The organism is Marinomonas sp. (assembly GCF_965225885.1).
Classification (GTDB): domain Bacteria; phylum Pseudomonadota; class Gammaproteobacteria; order Pseudomonadales; family Marinomonadaceae; genus Marinomonas.
In genome coordinates, this window is record NZ_OZ245329.1 from 2,683,763 (window position 1) to 2,704,128 (window position 20,366).

General features: G+C 41.2%; 21 protein-coding genes and 3 tRNA genes. 17 read left to right on the forward strand and 7 right to left on the reverse strand.

Going from position 1 to position 20,366, the window contains the following annotated elements:
- Positions 1-4: 4 nt before the first annotated feature.
- Positions 5-1,618: a sulfate adenylyltransferase subunit CysN gene (gene cysN, locus ACO05V_RS12800; RefSeq protein WP_421851909.1), complete on the forward strand. Its 1,614-nt coding sequence runs from the start codon at positions 5-7 to the stop codon at positions 1,616-1,618.
- Between the two features lie 200 nt (positions 1,619-1,818).
- On the opposite strand, the gene ACO05V_RS12805 is transcribed toward cysN, so the two are convergent.
- Both ACO05V_RS12805 and ACO05V_RS12810 read right to left on the reverse strand, forming a co-directional pair.
- Entirely contained in the window at positions 1,819-2,424 is a 606-nt protein-coding gene (locus ACO05V_RS12805; RefSeq protein WP_421851912.1) for a siderophore-interacting protein, read from the reverse strand.
- Between the two features lie 10 nt (positions 2,425-2,434).
- Positions 2,435-2,881 carry a MarR family winged helix-turn-helix transcriptional regulator gene (locus ACO05V_RS12810; RefSeq protein ID WP_421851915.1) on the reverse strand — a complete coding sequence of 149 codons (447 nt, stop codon included), beginning with the start codon at positions 2,879-2,881 and terminating at the stop codon, positions 2,435-2,437.
- 207 nt (positions 2,882-3,088) lie between these two features.
- On the opposite strand from ACO05V_RS12810, the gene ACO05V_RS12815 reads away from it, so the two are divergent.
- The 14 genes from ACO05V_RS12815 to nadA all read left to right on the forward strand — a co-directional run bounded on the left by ACO05V_RS12815 (position 3,089) and on the right by nadA (position 13,930).
- A complete protein-coding gene (locus ACO05V_RS12815) occupies positions 3,089-3,580 on the forward strand; it encodes a GreA/GreB family elongation factor (RefSeq protein ID WP_421851918.1) in 492 nt (163 codons plus the stop codon).
- A gap of 189 nt (positions 3,581-3,769) precedes the next feature.
- The gene (aspS, locus tag ACO05V_RS12820) at positions 3,770-5,542 is read left to right on the forward strand and encodes an aspartate--tRNA ligase (RefSeq protein ID WP_421851921.1); all 1,773 of its coding nucleotides are present in this window, start codon (positions 3,770-3,772) and stop codon (positions 5,540-5,542) included.
- 163 nt (positions 5,543-5,705) lie between these two features.
- On the forward strand, positions 5,706-6,263 hold the full coding sequence (gene ruvC, locus ACO05V_RS12825) for a crossover junction endodeoxyribonuclease RuvC (protein ID WP_421851924.1): 558 nt from the start codon (positions 5,706-5,708) through the stop codon (positions 6,261-6,263).
- On the forward strand, positions 6,260-6,862 hold the full coding sequence (gene ruvA / locus ACO05V_RS12830; protein WP_421851927.1) for a Holliday junction branch migration protein RuvA: 603 nt from the start codon (positions 6,260-6,262) through the stop codon (positions 6,860-6,862). The genes ruvC and ruvA overlap by 4 nt, the downstream gene beginning before the upstream one ends.
- Positions 6,863-6,865: 3 nt before the next feature.
- Positions 6,866-7,879: a Holliday junction branch migration DNA helicase RuvB gene (gene ruvB, locus ACO05V_RS12835; RefSeq protein ID WP_421851930.1), complete on the forward strand. Its 1,014-nt coding sequence runs from the start codon at positions 6,866-6,868 to the stop codon at positions 7,877-7,879.
- 9 nt (positions 7,880-7,888) lie between these two features.
- Positions 7,889-8,569 (forward strand): protein TolQ, encoded by a 681-nt coding sequence (tolQ, locus tag ACO05V_RS12840; protein WP_421851933.1) that lies wholly within the window; start codon positions 7,889-7,891, stop codon positions 8,567-8,569.
- The gene (gene tolR / locus ACO05V_RS12845) at positions 8,569-8,997 is read left to right on the forward strand and encodes a protein TolR (protein WP_421851936.1); all 429 of its coding nucleotides are present in this window, start codon (positions 8,569-8,571) and stop codon (positions 8,995-8,997) included. The genes tolQ and tolR overlap by 1 nt, the downstream gene beginning before the upstream one ends.
- Positions 8,997-9,935 carry a cell envelope integrity protein TolA gene (gene tolA, locus ACO05V_RS12850; RefSeq protein ID WP_421851939.1) on the forward strand — a complete coding sequence of 313 codons (939 nt, stop codon included), beginning with the start codon at positions 8,997-8,999 and terminating at the stop codon, positions 9,933-9,935. The genes tolR and tolA overlap by 1 nt, the downstream gene beginning before the upstream one ends.
- Positions 9,935-11,233, forward strand: a complete 1,299-nt coding sequence (gene tolB, locus ACO05V_RS12855) for a Tol-Pal system beta propeller repeat protein TolB (RefSeq protein ID WP_421851942.1) — start codon at positions 9,935-9,937, stop codon at positions 11,231-11,233. The genes tolA and tolB overlap by 1 nt, the downstream gene beginning before the upstream one ends.
- A 19-nt stretch (positions 11,234-11,252) precedes the next feature.
- Entirely contained in the window at positions 11,253-11,831 is a 579-nt protein-coding gene (gene pal, locus ACO05V_RS12860) for a peptidoglycan-associated lipoprotein Pal (RefSeq protein ID WP_421851945.1), read from the forward strand.
- Positions 11,831-12,622, forward strand: a complete 792-nt coding sequence (gene ybgF, locus ACO05V_RS12865; RefSeq protein ID WP_421851948.1) for a tol-pal system protein YbgF — start codon at positions 11,831-11,833, stop codon at positions 12,620-12,622. Before pal ends, ybgF begins: the two co-directional genes overlap by 1 nt.
- A 41-nt stretch (positions 12,623-12,663) precedes the next feature.
- A tRNA-Lys gene (locus ACO05V_RS12870) sits at positions 12,664-12,739 on the forward strand.
- 27 nt (positions 12,740-12,766) lie between these two features.
- Positions 12,767-12,842, forward strand: a tRNA-Lys gene (locus ACO05V_RS12875).
- 41 nt (positions 12,843-12,883) lie between these two features.
- The gene (gene nadA, locus ACO05V_RS12880; protein WP_421851951.1) at positions 12,884-13,930 is read left to right on the forward strand and encodes a quinolinate synthase NadA; all 1,047 of its coding nucleotides are present in this window, start codon (positions 12,884-12,886) and stop codon (positions 13,928-13,930) included.
- Positions 13,931-13,952: 22 nt separating this feature from the next.
- On the opposite strand, the gene ACO05V_RS12885 is transcribed toward nadA, so the two are convergent.
- Positions 13,953-15,470: a hypothetical protein gene (locus ACO05V_RS12885; protein WP_421851954.1), complete on the reverse strand. Its 1,518-nt coding sequence runs from the start codon at positions 15,468-15,470 to the stop codon at positions 13,953-13,955.
- Positions 15,471-15,580: 110 nt separating this feature from the next.
- On the opposite strand from ACO05V_RS12885, the gene ACO05V_RS12890 reads away from it, so the two are divergent.
- Together ACO05V_RS12890 and ACO05V_RS12895 are read left to right on the forward strand one after the other, a co-directional pair.
- Positions 15,581-16,147 (forward strand): nitroreductase family protein, encoded by a 567-nt coding sequence (locus ACO05V_RS12890; protein WP_421851957.1) that lies wholly within the window; start codon positions 15,581-15,583, stop codon positions 16,145-16,147.
- A gap of 92 nt (positions 16,148-16,239) precedes the next feature.
- Positions 16,240-16,327, forward strand: a tRNA-Ser gene (locus tag ACO05V_RS12895).
- 64 nt (positions 16,328-16,391) lie between these two features.
- Here the strand turns inward: ACO05V_RS12895 and ACO05V_RS12900 are convergent.
- The 4 genes from ACO05V_RS12900 to yciH form a co-directional block, all read right to left on the reverse strand.
- Positions 16,392-18,290, reverse strand: a complete 1,899-nt coding sequence (locus tag ACO05V_RS12900) for an alkaline phosphatase D family protein (protein ID WP_421851960.1) — start codon at positions 18,288-18,290, stop codon at positions 16,392-16,394.
- A 57-nt stretch (positions 18,291-18,347) separates the two neighbouring features.
- Positions 18,348-18,746 carry an acyl-CoA thioesterase gene (locus ACO05V_RS12905; RefSeq protein ID WP_421851963.1) on the reverse strand — a complete coding sequence of 133 codons (399 nt, stop codon included), beginning with the start codon at positions 18,744-18,746 and terminating at the stop codon, positions 18,348-18,350.
- Positions 18,747-18,769: 23 nt separating this feature from the next.
- Positions 18,770-19,780, reverse strand: a complete 1,011-nt coding sequence (locus ACO05V_RS12910; RefSeq protein WP_421851966.1) for a GGDEF domain-containing protein — start codon at positions 19,778-19,780, stop codon at positions 18,770-18,772.
- Between the two features lie 182 nt (positions 19,781-19,962).
- Positions 19,963-20,307, reverse strand: a complete 345-nt coding sequence (yciH, locus tag ACO05V_RS12915) for a stress response translation initiation inhibitor YciH (RefSeq protein ID WP_421851969.1) — start codon at positions 20,305-20,307, stop codon at positions 19,963-19,965.
- Positions 20,308-20,366: the final 59 nt, after the last annotated feature.

Here is a 20,366-nt window from a genome sequence, read left to right on the forward strand (position 1 = left end):
AAGAATGTCTCACCAGTCAGAATTGATCAGCCAAGACATACTTGGTTATTTGAAACAACATGAAGAAAAAGACTTATTGCGCCTTCTTACTTGTGGCAACGTCGACGACGGAAAAAGCACATTAATTGGTCGTTTACTTCATGATTCAAAATTAATTTATGAAGATCACCTAGACGCCGTTAAGCGCGACAGTAAGAAGTCTGGCACGCAAGGTGAAGAAGTAGACCTAGCCTTGTTGGTTGATGGTCTACAAGCAGAACGAGAGCAGGGCATCACTATTGATGTGGCTTATCGCTATTTTTCTACTGAAAAACGTAAGTTTATCATTGCTGACACACCTGGCCATGAACAGTACACTCGTAATATGGCAACTGGGGCATCCACATGCGACCTTGCTATTATTTTGATTGATGCTCGATACGGGGTGCAAACGCAAACCCGTCGACATAGCTACATTGCTTCATTATTGGGCATTAAACACGTAGTTGTCGCGATTAATAAAATGGATTTGGTTGAGTTCTCTGAAGATAAGTTTAATCAGATAAAAAATGATTATCTTAAATTTGTCGATCAACTTGGCGATCGCAAGCCCGAAGATATTCATTTTGTACCAATGTCAGCACTACGTGGTGATAACGTCGTCAATGCTTCTGAAAGTACACCTTGGTATCAAGGTGGACCATTGATGTCGATTTTGGAAACCGTACAAATTAACCGTGATGTGAAACGCGATTCTTTCCGCTTCCCGGTGCAGTATGTTAACCGTCCTAACTTAGACTTCCGCGGTTTCTCAGGAACCATCGCCGCCGGCGCTGTAAAACCGGGCGATAAAGTTGTAGCTTTACCTTCAGGTAAAACGTCTACCGTTGAACGGATTGTGACATTTGATGGTGATTTAGACACAGCGAAAGCAGGGCAAGCTGTCACTATTACACTTGAAGACGAGATTGATATCAGTCGCGGCGATATGCTTTCACATATCGGTCAAGAGCCTCTGATTGCGACAACACTACGATCTTCTATTGTATGGATGGCTGATCATCCATTGGTTCCTGGTAAGTTGTATGACTTTAAACTAGGAACACAAACGGTTCCTGGTAAAGTTCATCACTTCAATCATCGTGTTGACGTCAATACGTTTGAGGTCAGTAAGATAGAGGCATTGGAGTTAAACGGTATCGGTGATGCGGTTATTCAATTCGATGCACCGGTTGCATTTGATGAATATACGGACAGTCGTTTTACTGGCGCTTTGATTATTATTGACCGCTTAACTAACGTAACCGTTGGTGCGGGAATGGTTGAAGAAGCGGTTGCTGAGCTTGATCAAGATACAGTGGTTAGCGCAGAAGATCGTGCGGCACGGCTTGGCCAAAAGCCTGCGGTTATTGCATTAGCTAATAACGTATTGGCACAAAGCGACGCGCTTGAGCGTTTATTATTGCGCCAAGGTGTTGTTGCATTAGTGAAGGCTGATGCGACCGCACAAGAAGCGGCATTGATTCGTCAAACTGGTGTGGCTTTCTTAGTGGCTGATGCTGCGATAGCGGATTCTCAAATTATAGAGTCATCGCTAGATGAAGTGGTCGACTTGATTGTAGAAAGTGTTCAGTTATAACGTGTTTAGATATTAAAAAGCCAGCTCAGTGAGCTGGCTTTTTTGTTCTTCTATAAAGTATTTTTTTACGCCATGGTTTCTGTATCTATTCGCTTAACTTCTTTGTGTTGATCTTCATTGCTGCCTAATTTCCAGTAGCTAGAAATATAGAAATTCTCTTTTTCAATCTTTACGTCCTTTTTGAAAAAGGAACGCAATGTTTACATACTGCTAAATTCACAAGCTACCCAAACTGAAACGCTGCCCTCAAGCCAATTCATTGACTGGATTTGATCCAACAGTAGGTTGGTATTTTCACCTGGATGAGGGGTTACAACCCATTTTAGCTCAATGCCAGCAGGGTGCTTTAAGGGCTGAATGTCTTCTTCAGAAATCACTTCAAGTATTGCATAGCCTCTTGCGTTCATAGGTAGTTTTTCAAGATTGACACTGATAGCAGGCAGTGCCGTCATGTCTCCCACGAATAATTGCCAATCAGTAGACTCTTCAATAAGTTTTTTGGGACCGGGTCCACCAACCAAAATAATGTCGTTGGGTTGGGTTTGTTTTGCCCATGTTGATGCTGGGCCACCATCCTCATGAAGTACGAAATCAATGTCTATTTCATCGGTACGTTGGTTTCGAACGGTATAAGTTCTTACTAAGGGTTTCTGATCACCTCTTGGAAAAATAAGCTTTACATAGCCGCTTTCTTGGTCTTTTGGGATGGTTTTTATATTCTCGCCGCCTAGTGTCACTCTTAGCATATTTGTCGTTATATGCGATTTTCTAATAACCGTTAATTCTCGCGGTTGTGATCTGCTCATTACAGGCTCCTTAATCTTGTAAATTGTATGATGGAGATTGGTCAAGGTTGCTTACCATTATTTCCGAAATACGTATGAAATCCTCTATTTGTTGATCTGTTAGGTTTTGCGTCATGCTCTCGGCAGCCGCTTTATCTAACATGGTAATTTTGGCCAGTAATTTTGAGCCACTGTTAGTAAGGCTTAATAGTTGGCTTCGGTGGTTATTTGGGCTACGAACTTTTTCAACGTAGCCTGAGCTAACCAACTCCTTTAACACTCGAGTAATTTGGGATTTATCGAGCGAAAGTTTATCTGCAATATCTTTTGCGTTGCAGTTTTCAATGTTATTAATGCATTTAAGAGAGCGAATATGGCTAACAGGAATGGAAATGCCTGACATTACAGCCGCTTCGCGTAATTGATGACGATAGTGGTGCATTAGCTGATGAAGTGATTCGCCAATACTGTCTTTCATTTAACCTTCCTGATGTTAACTTTCATATGAGAACGGTTATCAATCTAATATTATGAGTTGATAATGTCAACTTAGGTGTTAAGTGAATTGCAAAAATCTCAATCCTTGTCATTTTAAAGAAGGGTGGGTCGAAGGCATGTAAATGGTTTTTCTTATTGAGGCGAATCATTACAATGCGAGGATTAGAAACAAATAGATTGAGAAGTAATGGATAAATACGATGTACAAAAAGCCATTGCCAATGCTTTGCTAAGTCGTTACGAAACGGCTAAATGGGCAGCCAAACAGGCGCATGAGGCAGCGACAAACGAAGAAAGTGTGGCAGAAAATAAGTACGATACTTTTGGTCTTGAGGCATCCTATTTAGCTCATGGGCAATCACAGCGAGTGTTGGAGTGTGAAAAAGACTGGCTAGTGTTTGATAAGCAACAGCCTGTTTTATTTGATGACGAGGATGTTATCGATTTGTGGTGTCTGGTTACATTGACGGAGCTTCAAGCTTCCTCTGCTGCTAATAAGTATTTTTTCATTTCTCCTTGTGCAGGTGGACTTACTGTCGAAATAAGTGAGAAGGCGCTATATCTTGTAACGTCATCTAGTCCAGTTGGAAAGGCGTTGCTTGGTAAATACGTTGGTGATGAGCTTGAATTGCTTCAGAATGGCAAGCAAACGGCTTATGAAATAACCACTATTGAATAAAGCGAGCGTTGTAGAGGACAAATTTGGCTCAAGCTCTAGAGAGTCAGTCTCTGTTCGCATATAATGCTTTGCCTTAAAATATTCTGTTCTTCTATTCGATGTATAAAATCCAGTTCACATTACTGATCGGATAGAAAACGTTCTAAGAAAAAATCACTCTCTTACTGAGAAAGTAATAGGAAAGAAATTATGCGCAGCCATTATTGCGGCGAGTTAAATGCTTCTAACATTTCACAAGAAATTACCCTATGCGGTTGGGTTCATCGTCGTCGTGACCACGGTGGTGTTATTTTCTTAGACGTTCGTGATCGCGAAGGGATTACTCAAGTAGTTTTCGATCCAGATCGTGCCGAAAGTTTTGCCCTTGCAGACAGTGTTCGCAATGAATTTGTTGTAAAGCTTAAAGGTTTAGTTCGTGCTCGTCCTGAAGGCACAGTTAACCCAAATATGAATACTGGTGAAATCGAAGTGTTGGGGACAGAGCTAGAAATCCTTAATGCTGCAAAAACACCGCCATTTCAGCTAGATGAGCACCAATCAGTAGGCGAAGACGTTCGTTTGAAAAATCGTTTCATCGATTTGCGCCGCCCTGAAATTCAGCAAAAAATGCGTTTTCGTTCAAAAGTGACGTCTGTATTGCGTCGCTACCTAGACAGTAATGGCTTCCTAGATATCGAAACGCCTATTTTGACTCGTGCAACACCTGAAGGCGCGCGTGACTATTTGGTTCCTAGCCGAACACAGCAAGGCAGTTTTTTTGCATTGCCTCAGTCTCCGCAGCTTTTCAAGCAATTGCTTATGGTGTCTGGTTTTGATCGTTATTACCAAATCGCTAAATGTTTCCGTGATGAAGATTTGCGCGCTGATCGTCAGCCAGAATTCACTCAAGTGGACATCGAAACATCGTTTATGAGCGAACAAGATATCATGGCGATGACAGAGGATATGATTGTTAGCTTGTTTAAAGAACTAATGAATGTTGATTTGGGTGCTTTCCCACGCATGCCTTACTCTGAAGCAATGGAAACATACGGTAGCGATAAGCCAGATCTTCGTATTCCATTGACCATAGTGTCAGTATCTGACTTGATGGCCAATGTAGACTTTAAAGTGTTCTCTGGTCCAGCTACTGACCCGAAAGGTCGTGTTGCAGCGCTTAAAGTGCCAGGCGGTAATGCGTTAACTCGTAAGCAAATTGATGACTACACTAAATTTGTTTCTATCTATGGCGCGAAAGGCTTGGCTTACATCAAGGTAAACGATAAGTCCAACCTTGAAGAAGGCCTGCAATCTCCAATTGTTAAGTTCTTACCTGTTGAAGTACGTGCTACTTTGCTTGAACGTCTCGAAGCAGAAAATGGTGATTTGATATTCTTTGGTGCCGATTCTGCCAAAGTAGTTAATGAAGCGCTTGGTGCGTTACGCTGTAAGCTGGGTGAAGATTTGAATCTTTATACTTGCAAATGGGCGCCATTGTGGGTTGTAGATTTCCCAATGTTTGAAGAAACAAGTGATGGCGGTATTACGGCTATTCACCACCCATTCACTGCGCCTTCATGTTCACCTGAAGATCTAAAAGCCAGTCCATTGACGGCACTTTCTCAGGCTTATGACATGGTGTTGAATGGTACTGAGCTTGGTGGTGGTTCTATCCGTATTCACCAATCTTCTATGCAGGAAACAGTGTTTGAATTGCTGAATATCAGCAAAGAAGAGCAAGAAGAAAAATTTGGTTTCTTGTTAGATGCGCTGAAATTTGGTGCGCCACCACACGGCGGTTTGGCCTTTGGTTTAGATCGACTAGTGATGCTAATGACGGGTTCAAGCTCTATTCGTGATGTTATTGCCTTCCCTAAAACGCAAAGCGCAACGTGTCTATTGACTCAGGCGCCAGGTGAAGTAAGCGAGAAGCAACTAAAAGAATTGAATATTCGCGTCAGAAAACCGGTCGTTGAATCATAGAAATAACTCTTAAACTTATTCTAAAACAGTAAGTTATGTTAAGAGATTGAAAGAAAAACGTAAAAGGCCACTTATTAGTAGTGGCCTTTTTTGTGTTTTGGCATTGCATACTTTGTAAAGGGCTGTTGAAATATACAGTAATTATATAAGGCACAAAAAAATTATGCCCACGACCAGAATTTTAGCCATTGACCCAGGCTCACGAATAACGGGCTTTGGTATTGTTGATGTGATAAACGGTAAATCTGTATATGTTAACAGTGGTTGCATTCGATTACCGGATGAGGCGTTATCAGTTAGGCTTAAATATATTTTTCAAAATGTTTCCGCTCTCTTGGAAGAATACAGGCCGAACGAATTTGCTATAGAAGAAGTTTTTCTGGCTAAGAATGCGAATTCGGCGTTAAAACTTGGTCAAGCAAGAGGTGCAGCAATTGTAGCTGCATCTCTTCAAGAATTAGAAGTGCACGAATATGCTGCTCGCCGAGTTAAGCAATCTGTTGTCGGCAACGGGAATGCGGATAAAGCTCAAGTTCAAATGATGGTTCAGCTTTTATTAAATCTAACTACCAAACCTCAAGCTGATGCGGCTGATGCTTTAGCCATTGCTTTGTGTCATGCTAATACGAGAACTTCTGGAGGCTTGGAATATGGCGTCGGGAAGCGAGCAGGGCGCACATCTAAGCGTTGGACTGAACAAGATGTAAGGAAAACGTTGTGATCGGACGAATCGTCGGCACTTTGATAGAAAAAACACCGCCAGAACTAATGGTAGATGTTAATGGCGTCGGATACGAAGTTAGCGCTTCCATGACGACTATTTACGATTTGCCTCAAGTCGGAGGGCAGGTGACATTATTTACTCACCTGTTGGTCAAAGAAGATTCACATACGCTTTATGGCTTTATTGATAAAAACGAACGTGCTTTATTTCGAGTTCTTATAAAAGTAAATGGTATTGGTCCAAAAATGGCGTTGGCAATTTTATCCAGCATGTCATCAGAAGAACTGATTGCCAATGTTCAAGAGTCGGATGTTACAGCGCTTACTCGCATTCCCGGTGTTGGTAAGAAAACAGCTGAACGACTTATTATTGAATTAAGGGATAAACTTGGCCAGGCTGCGAAAACTGACTTGTTTTCTGCACCTGCTGTATTACGTCAGGTTCAAGCAGACCCAAGGCAAGAAGCCGAAGCGGCACTTATTTCTCTTGGCTACAAACCACAGGAAGCCGCGAAAGCAATTGCTGGTGTTCCAATGGACGCTGCTAATAGTGAAGATGTCATCAAGGCTGCTTTGAAAGGGATGCTAAGGAAATAAAACATGATTGAGCAAGATCGTATTATTTCAGCAGAACTTAAAGGAAACGATAGACAGGTAGATCGAGCGATACGTCCGCAAGCGCTTGCTGAATATATTGGTCAGCCTGTTGTCCGAGAGCAGATGGAGATTTTTATTGAAGCTGCTAGGCAGCGCTCGGAGCCTCTTGATCATACGCTAATATTCGGCCCTCCAGGCTTGGGTAAAACAACGCTAGCTCACATTATTGGTAATGAAATGGGGGCTGAAGTAAGAACGACATCAGGACCCGTTTTGGAAAGAGCTGGAGATTTAGCGGCACTGCTGACAAATTTGAATGAAGGTGACATTCTATTTATTGATGAAATACATAGATTAAGCCCTGCGATAGAAGAAGTGCTCTATCCAGCAATGGAAGATTACCAGTTGGACATAATGATTGGTGAAGGCCCTGCAGCAAGATCAATTAAAATTGAACTCCCACCGTTTACACTTGTCGGAGCAACTACGCGAGCGGGCCTGCTGACGTCACCACTGCGGGACCGTTTTGGTATTGTTCAGCGCTTAGAGTTTTATGATGTTGAATCATTGACAACCATTGTCGCTCGTTCGGCTGGAAAAATGGGAATGGAACTAGATCACTCGGGTTGCTTTGAAGTGGCGAGAAGGTCAAGAGGGACTCCGCGGATTGCAAATCGCTTACTGCGTCGAGTTAGAGATGTTGCACAAGTGAGCGGAGAGGTGCTTGTGGGGCAAAAGGTTGCTCAAAGGGCATTGGATATGTTAAGTGTAGATAGTCAAGGCTTTGACCATTTAGATAGACGTATGTTATTGACTATGATAGAAAAGTTTGACGGAAGACCAGTTGGTCTAGATAGCGTTTCTGCCGCCTTAGGTGAAGACAAAGATACTATTGAAGACGTCATAGAGCCGTTTTTAATTCAGCAAGGTTTTATAATTAGGACACCAAGAGGTCGTCAGGTTACAAAACGTGCTTATGAACATTTTAATTACCAACTACCTTCAGATTTTAAATAGAGGTTAATAATGTCAATTTGGGGACTTATCGCCAGTGCTAGTTTTGTGGTTCAGCTTGTAATGTTGATTCTGCTGGCCGCTTCTGTATTTTCATGGATTGTAATATTTCAAAGAATTCGTGTTTTAAAAGAAGCGAGAAAAGTGCGTACCGCTTTTGAAGAAAGTTTTTGGTCTGGGATAGACTTGAGCCAGCTATATCGTAAGCTCACACAAGAAGGTCGTAAAGTAGAAGGTATGGAAAATATCTTTACTTCTGGCATTAAAGAATTTACTCGTTTAAGACAAAGTCACAATGTTGATCCAGAAGCCATCATGGAAGGAGTTCAACGGGCAATGCGTGTGGCGCTTTATCGAGAAGAAGAAAAGCTTGATCAGCATCTACCATTTTTGGCAACCGTTGGCTCAACCAGTCCTTATATTGGTTTATTTGGTACTGTATGGGGGATTATGCACTCTTTTATCGGATTAGCAGAGGTGCAACAAGCAACATTAGCAACCGTTGCTCCAGGTATTGCTGAAGCGCTTATAGCAACCGCTATTGGCTTAGCTGCGGCGATTCCTGCCGTTATTGCCTATAATCGCTTCTCTTCTACTGCGGAATCTCTTGGTTCTAGCTATGAAAATTTTGCAGATGAATTTACCAGTATTTTGCATCGTAAGGTACATGTAAGAGAGGGAGGCGCTGCATAGTGGCTCGCTCAAGAAGAAGAAACAAACGTCGTCCAATGGCTGAAATCAATGTCGTTCCATACATTGATGTCATGTTAGTTTTACTTGTTATCTTTATGATTACAGCGCCGATGCTTACGCAAGGTGTTGATGTAGAACTACCAAACGCCAACGCCGCACCAATACAAGACACTGAAAATGATGTCATGATTGCTTCGGTAGATGCTAAGGGTAAATACTATTTGGATGTCGGTGGTAAGCAAGAACCCATAGTTTTATCTCAATTACAGGATAGAGTGAGAAAAGTATTGAGCCAGAACCCAAAGATGTCAGTATTAGTAAGAGGGGATAAAAATGTCTCTTACGGAGATGTTATTGGCCTTATGGTTACACTACAAGGTGCCGGTGTTCCAAATGTAGGGTTAGTGACTGAGCCGGATAAAAATTAATGAAATGGTTACGTAGTGACAATTATAGTATTCCAACATTGCTGGCCATAGGTTTGCACGTAGGTATTGTTATAGCAGGGTTAGTTGTTATCGATTTTAGTGATAATGAAGTCCCAAAACCCAAAAGACCGCCTATTGTTAATGCTACTGTCGTTGATATCTCTCAAACCACAATAGGTAAAAGGGAGTCTGATGAAAAGGCAGCCAAACAACAAGCTGCAGCATTAGCAGAAAAAAAGAAAAAAGAAGCTGAGCAAAATAGAATTAAAGAGGCTCAACGTAAGGCGTTAGAAGAAAAACAAAAGCAACTTGCCCAAGCCAAACAGGCGAAAGAAAAAGCAGAAAAACAAAGACAGGAAGCGGAAAGAAAGAAAAAAGCAGCTGAGCAAAAACGTGCAACACAAGAAGCAGAAAGTAAGCGTTTGGCCCAAGAGCAAGCAGAGAAAAAACGCTTAGCTGAAGAGGCTAATGAAAAGCAGCGTCAAGAGCTTGCCCATAAGGCAGAGGCTGACCGATTGGCAGAAGAAGAGCGCAAACGTCAAGAAGAAGCCGTCAAATTGGCAGAGAAGAAGAAAGTTGAAGAGGCCGCCGCCAAGGCTGCAGCAGAAGAGGCGAAGCAGCGAGCCGCAGATGAAGCACAAATGGTCCAGTCTATTAGTGGCTTAATAAATGACAGGGTTACTGCTGCTTGGATTCGCCCGCCAAGTGCACGAAATAATATGAAAGCTCAATTACGAATTTATTTTCTTCCTAATGGTGAAGTAAGAGATGTTCAAGTTACTAAAGGTAGTGGCGATGCTTTATTTGACCAAAGAGCAGTTGATGCTGTTTATAAGGTAAGAAGAATAGAAGAATTATCGAAAGTGGATTCGTATGTTTTTGAACGAAATTTTCGTCAGGTAGATTTAATTTTTAACCCACAAGATTTGAGAAACTAATGATGTTTAAAAAATGGTTGAGTGTAGTATTTACTTGTTTAATATTCGTGAGTTCAGCTAGAGCTCAATTAGTTATTGAAATAACGAGTGGCGCAGACCAGTTATTACCTATTGCTGTTGTGCCTTTTGGCTATGAAGGTATGGATGCACTGCCTGAAGATGTTGCTCAGATTGTAGAGGCAGATTTGGCGCGTAGTGGTTTGTTTCAACCAATACCTCGCTCTAATATGCTAAGCATGCCATCAAAAGAATCTGATGTGTTTTATAGAGATTGGCGTCTTCTTAAAAGTGACTATGTTGTTATTGGTACTGTTAAAAAGCTACCTAATAATCAATACAGAATAGGCTTTGAACTATTAAATGTTTTAAGTCAAAAAACAGTGCAAAAACACAGCTCTATTGATGTTAGCTCAAGAAACTTTCGTGATGCTGCGCATTATATTAGTGATAAAGTTTACGAGTTATTGACTGGAACTAGAGGGGCATTTAGTACCAGAATATTGTATGTTACTGCTGAGGGCGATAAAAAATCGCCATTATTTAAATTGCAGGTTGCCGATGCTGACGGGCATCGTCCACAAGTTGTTGTTGAATCAAAAGAGCCTATACTATCTCCTTCATGGAGTATGGATGGTCGAAAAATTGCTTACGTTATGTTTAGAAACCGACGTCCGAATATTTTTATTCAGGAATTAGCAACAGGTAACCGTCAGCAAATTGCACAATTCAGAGGTCTGAATGGTGCGCCAGCATGGTCACCGGATGGAAAGAAACTAGCGTTAGTATTATCTAAAGATAATAATCCTGAGATTTATACTTTAGACATCGCGACACAAAAACTGGAGCGAATGACAAACCATTATGCAATTGATACTGAACCAAGCTGGGAACCAGATGGTAAAGGAATTGTATTCACATCTGATCGAGGCGGTAATCCGCAGATATATCGATTAGATGTAAATAGTAAGCGTGTAGAGAGGGTTACCTTTGAAGGAGATCTGAATACCAGAGCAAGAATGACGCCAGATGGTCGTTATCTTGTGACCGTTCAAAAGAACGATGGTAATTATCATATTGCACTTCAGGATATGAAAACAGGTCGAGTTCAAGTTCTCACAGAGACTTATTTAGACGAATCGCCAAGCATTGCGCCAAATGGTATCATGGTGATGTATGCCACAACCTATCAAGGAAAGGGTATCTTAGCCGTAGTATCCGTTGATGGTCTTGTAAAATATAGGTTACCATCAGCAGACGGAGATGTACGAGAACCATCTTGGTCCCCGTATTTCAAATAAAGACATTGAGGAGTGAATAATGAGTGTAACAAAACTAGGTAAGTTTGCTGTAATTGGTTTGTCTGCAGCTTGGATTGCAGGTTGTAGCACAACGGCAACAGATACTGATTCTTCAACTGTTGCTGAAGATGCCAATTCAACTGAGCAAACAAATGGAGCAGTAGAAAACACTGACCAAGCATTTGGTGCAGGTCAAGATGATACAATGACAACTGTTATTGTAGATGAGAATACAGCCGCTAAAGACAACGGCATGGATTCTTTGGCTGGTGTTGAGACTGTGTTTTACTTTGATTTTGATAAATCAATTGTACGTCCAGAATCTCGTGAAGCTCTAGCTAAGCATGCTGAATATTTAGTATCGCACCCTGATGCTCGTGTTGTTCTAGAAGGTCATGCTGATGAGCGTGGTACTCGCGAATACAACATGGCTCTAGGTGAGCGTCGAGCTAAAGCCATTAGCCGTTATTTGACCATTCAGGGTGTTGCTGCTTCACAAATTGAAACAGTTAGCTTTGGTGAAGAAGTTCCTGTTGCCTTCGGTCATGATAGCAATGCTTGGCAGTTAAATCGTCGAGTTGAAGTTCGTTACGAATAATGATCTCTAAAGAATTAAAAATTCGCTCTTTTGCAATGGTGCTGTGTTTCACAGCACCATTTGCATTAGCTGAGGCTCCACAAGCGAGCGGTGGCCTTTCACCAAGTGCTGCTGCCGACCTGCTTTTTCAATTGGAAACACTGCAACAGGAGGTTCAAAGCCTTCGTGGACAATTAGAAGATCAGGGTCATGAATTAAAGCTGATGAAAGAGAGTCAGAGAGATCGTTATATTGATCTTGATAAGCGAATATCCATACTAATGTCTGCATCTGCAAATGAACCGAAGTACTCTTCAGCTCCTGTGCAAAATGTAGAGCAACCCGCTAACACTCAAGTGACGGCCGTAAAAGTCCCCGCCCCAACTAATTCATTAGTTTCTTCGCCCTTAGTGCCCGTTAATTTACCTCCACCAACGGCACAATCTCAGCAAGCCTATAATGATGCTTATAATCTAATTCCTCAGAGAAATTTTGATGAGGCAGAAATTGCATTAACAAAGTTTGTAAAAGATTACCCAAACAACACGTTAACTGGTAATGGCTATTACTGGTTAGGAGAAGTTAAGTTGGTTCAAGGAAAATCTCAAGAAGCAATAGATGCATTTTCTACTGTGATTAAGAGCTTTCCAGGGCATAGCAAAGAGCAAGACTCATTGTATAAGTTAGGTACTGTGACCGATCAACTAGGTGATACAGCAAAGGCTAAGTCTTATTTACAGGATGTGATTAGACGGTTTCCCGATAGTAAAGCAGCTAAACTAGCAGCAGGATATTTAAGCAAAATTAAATAACTTGCAATCCTCAGCGGGCTCTGTAATATACGCAACCCGTTGGGTCGTTAGCTCAGTTGGTAGAGCAGTTGACTTTTAATCAATTGGTCACTGGTTCGAATCCAGTACGACCCACCAACATTTTTTATTCCTTTTGTGATTTTTGGGTCGTTAGCTCAGTTGGTAGAGCAGTTGACTTTTAATCAATTGGTCACTGGTTCGAATCCAGTACGACCCACCAAAAACACTCATTCCGCTCCCAGTTTCTTAAGGGGTAATGATATGTCCGAACTTTTCAATAAAGCAGCACTTCGCGATACTGTCCAAAAGCATTTGTCTGAAGCTGAAAAAAGCCTTGAAATTAAATCTGTGGATGACGATCAGATTCGTGCCGAGATCAAATCCTTACTTAAGCAAAAGAATGCTGTTTTGGTTGCTCATTATTATACTGAAGATGCCATTCAGGAGCTTGCAGAAGAGACTGGCGGAATTATAGCTGACTCCTTAGAGATGGCGCGCTTTGGTGCAAACCATGACGCTAAGACACTTATTGTTGCGGGTGTTAGGTTTATGGGTGAAACCGCAAAAATACTGAGCCCTGAAAAAACAATTTTAATGCCAACACTTGAAGCAACTTGCTCGTTAGATATTGGCTGTCCAATTGAAGAGTTTTCTGCTTTTTGCGATCAGTATCCTGATCGCAAAGTAGTTGTATACGCAAATACATCTGCAGCAGTAAAAGCGCGCGCCGATTGGGTTGTAACTTCTAGTATTGCTTTAGATGTTGTTAATCACCTTGTCGAGCAGGGCGAAAAAATTATTTGGGCACCAGATCAACATCTAGGTGGTTATATTCAGCGAGAAACTGGCGCTGATATGATCCTTTGGGATGGAGCGTGCATTGTTCACGAAGAGTTCAAGGCAAAAGGCATTTTAGATTTAAAAGCCATCTATCCTGATGCCGCCGTACTGGTTCATCCAGAATCGCCTGAAGCAGTAGTTGAGGTGGCTGACGTGGTAGGCTCAACGTCGCAATTGCTAAATGCATCAAAAAATATGTTAAACGATACCTTTATTGTCGCTACTGACAGAGGGATTTTTTACAAAATGAAGCAAGCATCGCCAAATAAGCGATTCGTAGAGGCTCCTACGGCAGGTTCAGGCGCAAATTGTCGTAGTTGTGCTCATTGTCCTTGGATGGCGTTAAATAGCTTGGAAATGCTTCGTAATTCGCTCAGAGATAATTCTGGCGAGATTCATGTATCAGAAGAAACTAGAATTAAGGCTCTAGTTCCTTTACAGAGAATGCTTGATTTTCAAGTAAAATAATTTGGCCCCAATTTAGGGGCGGCTAATTGTTTAGCGTTCCTAAATATTTCATTTCCAAATCAGAAAATGCCAACTGTAGGCGATCACATTCAAGACTCTTTTTGTTATATGTCGCTCTGAGTGTTTGGTAATCTTTACTTGATACTACATCTACTAATTTCTTTTTCAGCTCTGTTGTCACCAGAACCAATTGCCTATTTTTTTCTCTTTGTTCAATAAGGGTTTTTGACTGACTTATTGAGCCATGAACATCATTCTGAACAAGTGCTTCTACTTTTTGTTTCAATTCATTGTTGGTGTTTTCTGCTGTTTTCAATTCTTGAGCCAACAAAGTGACGCAGGTTTCTGACTCATGAAGCAACCGTTCCAGCATCTTGGCATCTTTATCTTGCTCAATAAGACTGTCTGATGACATATTTTCAAGTGCACTATTCAGACCATCACGCAATGAAACTAGAGCTTCTTTTTTATTAGCGCTTAAGGCTTGAAGATTGCCAATAGCCGTTTCATTACTTTGACTTAGCTGCCTTTCTAACTCCGCAAGTTTTGCATCCTTTGCGTTAATGTCTTGACGTAATGAGGTAATAGATAAGTTTGATGCTTCAAGTTCTGTCTCTAATTGCAATATCAGAGATTGGGACTCTTTAGACATGCGCTCCATTTTGGTGATTGCAACTTTCTGTGCCTCAATAGCGGCATGTGAGTTATTGTTTTTGTAGGCCTTATCAATTTCATTTTTAAGCTGCTCTATCACCATTTTTTGCCGATCAGAAAGATTACTTAAGCTAGATATTTGTTTAAAAGAAGCGTTGCGTATAGCTGTATCTTGTTTTTGGGCTGTCGGGACTTGCAAGCTGAACTTAGAAGAAACATCTGGGTGTTCAAATTGCCTTTGCTCTAAATTTTTAATTTTTTTCCGTAAGTCTTCAATTTCAATTTGTAGGCGTTGTTGTTCTGACTTTTTTGTTTCTAATTGCTTAATGCGCTTTGTTGCTCGGTCAATATTTTTTCGTAAATCTTCATTTAACAAGGCTTGATTTTTTGATAGAGATTCTTTTGTAATTAGTATTTCTGTTGCCTGATAAAATTCATCTTCCATTTCTTTTAAATTGTGATGTAACTCATTAACATTGGTTGTTTGTAGTTTTGGGGCGGATAGCGCGTACAGTAAGCTAGATAAAAAGCGATTCAATATTGGCTTAGGCTTTTCACTTACTTGATTTAGTAAAATGGCTCTTTCGGCCTTCAGTGTTGTCCCCCAAATTTTTAATCTATTAATTTCATGTTGATCTAGCTTCTCTGAGATGATGGAGTTCGCTGCAAAATTAATCTGCAAATCCAAGTAATGAGCTAAACCTTTATAAACTTTAGAATTATCTATTTCGTAAGTGCTATCTGAAGTTTCCATAGAGGGTTTTGTGCTAGCTTGATTGTCTAGTTTTTTCTTGGTCAGAGAATGAGAAAGCCACAGAAAAAGACTGTTGACCAATAATAAAAAAGTACTTAATTCAAGCAATGTCCAGATTAACCACTTTGACATAAAAACTCCTAGACCCCAGCGCGATGTATGTGATATTCATTATCATTAAACTGTAGAAACTCATCTTTTTAACTTACAGTTTCTTTTATGTTAGTGGAATAAAATATTTTATGAGTAAAGAATTTATAACATTCATGCGTAATCGTGTATCCCAGCCTGCGCTTAACTTACCAGCGCCAACCGAGAGTGAATGGGAGTCTATTCTTAGTGCTGCAAGTCGAGCTGCAGACCATGGGAACCTTAAACCTTGGCGTTTTTGTATTTTTGAAGGAGAAGGGCGAGCAAAGCTGGGAGAGATTTATTGGCATCACGCTTTGTCTGAAGTTGACACGATGCCAGAGAGTAAAAAAGAGGCTTTTATTAAAAAGGCCTATCGAGCTCCAGCTGTTTTATTGGTTTATGCCAAAATCCAAGATCACCCTACAGTGCCTCCCATAGAGCAGGTTATGGCGGCTTCCGCTGCAGCACAGCAAGTTTTATTGGGATTAAATGCATTGGGTTATGGTGGAATGTGGCGAAGCGGTCCAGCCTGCTTTACTCAAAAAACCAAAGAGCTGTTATCGCTGCAAGACAATGATCAAATTGTTGGTCTTATCTATGCTGGTACGCCAAAAGAAAAACCAGAGAATATTCCAGGGGTTGATCTTAGTAATCATCTTGAATGGGTAAGAGGTTAATTTTTAAGGTTAATTTTATAAAAATTAGTTGCAATCTTTTTTCTGCATCACTAAAATACGCGCACAAATTACGCATGACGTAAAAAAGTTTTGGTGAGCTGTCCGAGTGGCCGAAGGAGCACGCCTGGAAAGCGTGTATGTCGAAAGGCATCAAGAGTTCGAATCTCTTGCTCACCGCCATTATTTGAAAAAAGACATCTTATGATGTCTTTTTTTTCGTCTTTAATTTAGTGAATTCGTTTTCTTATTCCCATGTGGCATCTTGTTCAGAAAGTGTGAAGTGTATGTCTTTGCCGTCCGAACACATTTGCACAACTTCAGATGGCGAGCCATCTTTATTCAGTGTTACCAAGCTAACACCTGAGGCATTAAGAAGGCGTTCACCATGCGCTGCTGTTTCAGGTTTATGGGGCATAACTTTCATACTTCGTCGTCGAGTAAACCAATTGAGTGGTGAGCGCGGCGAATAAAGCCATCGATTTAGGCGATCAAATATATCTAACAACTTCCTCGGGAACTCATTTTTAATTCCGCTACTGGTTATTTGCCATAGGTCAGATTCTCGCTTATTCCCACGTAGTTGAATGTCGTAAACGAAAGAGTAGTGAACATCTCCTGAAAGTATGACGAAGTTCTTTGGTGTCTGGTTATGCCTAAACATATTCATTAGGGCATAGGCCGAGCCGGGGTGCGCCATCCAGTTTTCAGCATCTACCATCAGTGGCTTTCCAGCCCAAGTAAATATCCGCTGAATGCTTTCTATTAGTTTAACTCCGAAAATGGGCGCGGGGGATACAAGCACAACTGCTTCTAGACCCTTCAGTTGCTGTTGGAGGTCTGTTAATGCCTCCCAGTCCATGAGTCCTGAAGGTTTTTCCAGTGATTTCTCAGAGCGCCAACGATGAGTGCGAGTGTCTAGTACTACAAGAGGGGGTGATGTCTGCCAAGTGTAGTTCCATTTCGAGAAGCGAAAGAGCTGATGTAATAATTCATCATGATTCTTATCCCCGGGATTATTAAGCACGTTTTGGACTTCGTTAATCAGTCCGGTCGAAAAATATTCAGGCGTATTTCCCCATCCTTGGCACATTAGATAGCCGAGTAAGGCGTTGCCAATGATACGAGATGAAAAGGGATGGTTATAGGCCGTTTCTTCCCAAGCCGCGGTAAGGTTCCAATCGTCTGTAATATCATGATCATCGAAGATCATCGCCACAGGAAGGTGCGCAAGTGCACGACGAACTTTAGGCAAACCTTTGGCAAATTCTTCTATTATAGGGGTTTGCTTTGAAAATATGGCTTTATGTTCATCGGATAATCCCGATGGTTGAGATATGACTCCATTCTCAAATATTAGCTCCCAGCCTTTAGGTGACCAAACAAGGGCATACATGGCGAGGACTTCCGCCAATGAAATTAAATGATTTTGGGCGGTGTCGGTTGTGAACACAGGTTTTCGTACGCCACCAAAAAATTGATCTATCATGCCACGGTTAAGCTTATTTTCTGGTAGAAGTGTTTCTCGTGCATAATAGTAAGCGGTTTCTTTATGCAGTTTATGGGCGCTATCAATCTCTACACAGGGGAGTTTTTCGTCAGGCATGCCAAGGTGAGGGATTAGCTGATGAATAGCCCATAGCATTGGCGCAGCGACGTCATCGGCATAGATTTGATCTCCACTCATCATCAAGACGCTGGGCCAATCGTTGGGAGCGGTCTTTTGCAAGAGCTCGTCAACCCGTAACAATCCATCTTTGCTTGGGTGATGCGGCTTGCGGCAAGAACCATGCAATATGTTAGTTATCATGGGCTGAATGATGAAAAATGGGAATGGCTGATTAGGATAAACAAGATCCTCGGCCCAGTGAGTCCAATCAAGATCATTAAGCCGAAGATCATAATGAATAGCTTGGGCCGTTGGTAAAGCCTTGCTTAGCTTAATATCAAGAAGCTGGATGAAAAGGTTATCACCAGCTTTTAGCTGTGTATGGTATTCAGCTATTTGAGTGGTGTTTAGCGTTGATAAAATATTGCCATTTTGGAGTAACGTCAGATCTATCGTAACAGGCTCTGTGGTCATCAACCAAAACGTTAGTCTATCCGCTGTCATCCTCCGTAATAGCGGTCCAGCTAATACCTGCATAATTTCCTCATAATAACTAGTTGAATACTGCTAAACAGTATTCAACAAGTTGTTGATTTAGGATGCAACCAAATGGTCAATAATAGGTTTGCCTTCCTTACTGGTTGATGTAACCGTCATTTTTGCACTTAATATTACTTGGTCATTGTCAGAGCGATGTACTTGCTGAATAAAATTAAGCTTGAGCTGAGATATTCGCTCGATACTTGTTTGAATGTAGAAGGCATCGCTACTCTGCAAGGATCGTTTATATTCCAGCTCAGCTTTTATTAAGACAAGATGTATTCCTTGCTTGGTAATTTCAGCGAAGTCCAGACCTCTGGATTTGATGAATTGATGTCTAGCATGCTCTAAATAGTTCTGATAAACCGCATTATTAACAATTCCCTGCATATCACACTCGTAATCGCGAACCTCAAAATAAATGCGATCTTTGTGATCCAAGTTATCCATCATAGTGTTACCTTAAACATAGTTGTTTATTCGTGATGAGCAATTCGATTTTTACCCGATCGCTTTGCGTACAGTAAGTAATGTTGTGAGCGCTGAACTAATTCACTAGGGCTCTCATCCCCAAACAAAGTAGCAACGCCTATGGAGACTGTCACTTGCCGTAGCAATACCTTGGTATTTTTATAACGAATTTTTTGGATTGACACTTCATTGCAAATAGATTCGGCCAACTGAGATGCGACACTCAGCTCAGTTTCGCTTACTAGAATCGCGAAACGACCACCATCCAGACGCGCAATAAAACCGTTTTCTGGAAGCAAGCTTAGCAATAGTTTTGCTATGTATCGAATAAGAGAGGTGCCTGCTTTAGTGCCGTACTCTTGGTTAATTTCACCTAGATTATCGATATCAATTAGTAATAAAGTTAAATCATCTTCGGCGTAAGGAACTAAGGTAAATAACGACCGTTCAAAACCTTTTTCATTAGCCAATAAGGTCATTGGGTCAAGTTCGGTGTTTTTCTTTACATCTAATAGCTCAGAGCGAAGCGTTGCTATTTCCTCTTGAGCTGAAAGTAGGGCATCACTAAATACTTCAACGGCTTGGTTGGCTTTAAAGGCGCCTTGCTCAAGAAGAAGAGCAAGTCGTTCAACTTGGCCTATTTCTTTGGCATTTTTAAGCGCCATTTTTGTACTTCGCAGTGTGTCGCTGAATTTTTCCAATTCGCCGGATATTTTGGTTGTGTTTGTTTCTAAATTTGTAGTGAGGTCTTTTAATACAAAACCTTGGCGGTGGGCATTCTGAAACTCTTCTGGCAATAAAAATTCATTAAATAGCTCTTGAGAAACGAAAGCGGGTAAGCCACCAAATCGACGTAAGGTACGATCTACGACTTGATTAAGTTGCGGATTTCTATTGGAAGCATATTCATACCATATCCCATAATTATAGGGAGTAGGTGGTATTTCCAGCTTCACCATAAGCGGTATCGCTGATCGCATTAGTTGATTAGCTTGCTTAACATTATGTTGGAACATCGGAACCTCTGCTGCCACTACTACTCACAACCAGGACGTCCCATTTCGTTGGTAGTGATTTATATTTCATAAATGAGCTCGAAAGCTCGGTAACATTACGGCTTCGATCTTATAACGTCATTGTCACGTCTTCTTACTCTTGAAAACAAGAATATAATAATTCTAAAAAATGTTAATAGCCATTAACCACCCGTAAATTTACTAGAAAAGCCTTCTTTATCAAGTAGCTCTTTGACCTTTTGTCGGTTATCGCCTTGCACTTCAATCTGGCCATCTTTCACTGCGCCACCGGTACCACACTGAGTTTTTAGCTTTTTACCCAAAGTTTTTAAGGCGTCTTCCGTAAGTGGAAGTCCGGTAATGACAGTAACCCCTTTACCTTTACGGCCTTTAGTTTCTAAGGCTATGAGAACTTTTCCATTTCCAATAATACTTTCTTTTTTGCACGCACAGTCAGCAGTTGAACGCTCGCAATTTGGACAAAGTCTACCTTGATCTGTTGAATACACTAAGTTTCGATTCTTCATGGATTTTGACAACCTCTACCATCCGTTGAAATACAGTATTTTAGCATTTCAATAAAAGT

Coding starts and splice junctions, on each gene's coding strand:
- cysN (WP_421851909.1), top strand. CDS start 5: ATGTCTCACCAGTCAGAATTGATCAGCCAAGACATACTTGGTTATTTG.
- ACO05V_RS12805 (WP_421851912.1), bottom strand. CDS start 2,424: ATGAGCAGATCACAACCGCGAGAATTAACGGTTATTAGAAAATCGCAT.
- ACO05V_RS12810 (WP_421851915.1), bottom strand. CDS start 2,881: ATGAAAGACAGTATTGGCGAATCACTTCATCAGCTAATGCACCACTAT.
- ACO05V_RS12815 (WP_421851918.1), top strand. CDS start 3,089: ATGGATAAATACGATGTACAAAAAGCCATTGCCAATGCTTTGCTAAGT.
- aspS (WP_421851921.1), top strand. CDS start 3,770: ATGCGCAGCCATTATTGCGGCGAGTTAAATGCTTCTAACATTTCACAA.
- ruvC (WP_421851924.1), top strand. CDS start 5,706: ATGCCCACGACCAGAATTTTAGCCATTGACCCAGGCTCACGAATAACG.
- ruvB (WP_421851930.1), top strand. CDS start 6,866: ATGATTGAGCAAGATCGTATTATTTCAGCAGAACTTAAAGGAAACGAT.
- tolQ (WP_421851933.1), top strand. CDS start 7,889: ATGTCAATTTGGGGACTTATCGCCAGTGCTAGTTTTGTGGTTCAGCTT.
- tolA (WP_421851939.1), top strand. CDS start 8,997: ATGAAATGGTTACGTAGTGACAATTATAGTATTCCAACATTGCTGGCC.
- tolB (WP_421851942.1), top strand. CDS start 9,935: ATGATGTTTAAAAAATGGTTGAGTGTAGTATTTACTTGTTTAATATTC.
- pal (WP_421851945.1), top strand. CDS start 11,253: ATGAGTGTAACAAAACTAGGTAAGTTTGCTGTAATTGGTTTGTCTGCA.
- ybgF (WP_421851948.1), top strand. CDS start 11,831: ATGATCTCTAAAGAATTAAAAATTCGCTCTTTTGCAATGGTGCTGTGT.
- nadA (WP_421851951.1), top strand. CDS start 12,884: ATGTCCGAACTTTTCAATAAAGCAGCACTTCGCGATACTGTCCAAAAG.
- ACO05V_RS12885 (WP_421851954.1), bottom strand. CDS start 15,470: ATGTCAAAGTGGTTAATCTGGACATTGCTTGAATTAAGTACTTTTTTA.
- ACO05V_RS12890 (WP_421851957.1), top strand. CDS start 15,581: ATGAGTAAAGAATTTATAACATTCATGCGTAATCGTGTATCCCAGCCT.
- ACO05V_RS12900 (WP_421851960.1), bottom strand. CDS start 18,290: ATGCAGGTATTAGCTGGACCGCTATTACGGAGGATGACAGCGGATAGA.
- ACO05V_RS12905 (WP_421851963.1), bottom strand. CDS start 18,746: ATGATGGATAACTTGGATCACAAAGATCGCATTTATTTTGAGGTTCGC.
- ACO05V_RS12910 (WP_421851966.1), bottom strand. CDS start 19,780: ATGTTCCAACATAATGTTAAGCAAGCTAATCAACTAATGCGATCAGCG.
- yciH (WP_421851969.1), bottom strand. CDS start 20,307: ATGAAGAATCGAAACTTAGTGTATTCAACAGATCAAGGTAGACTTTGT.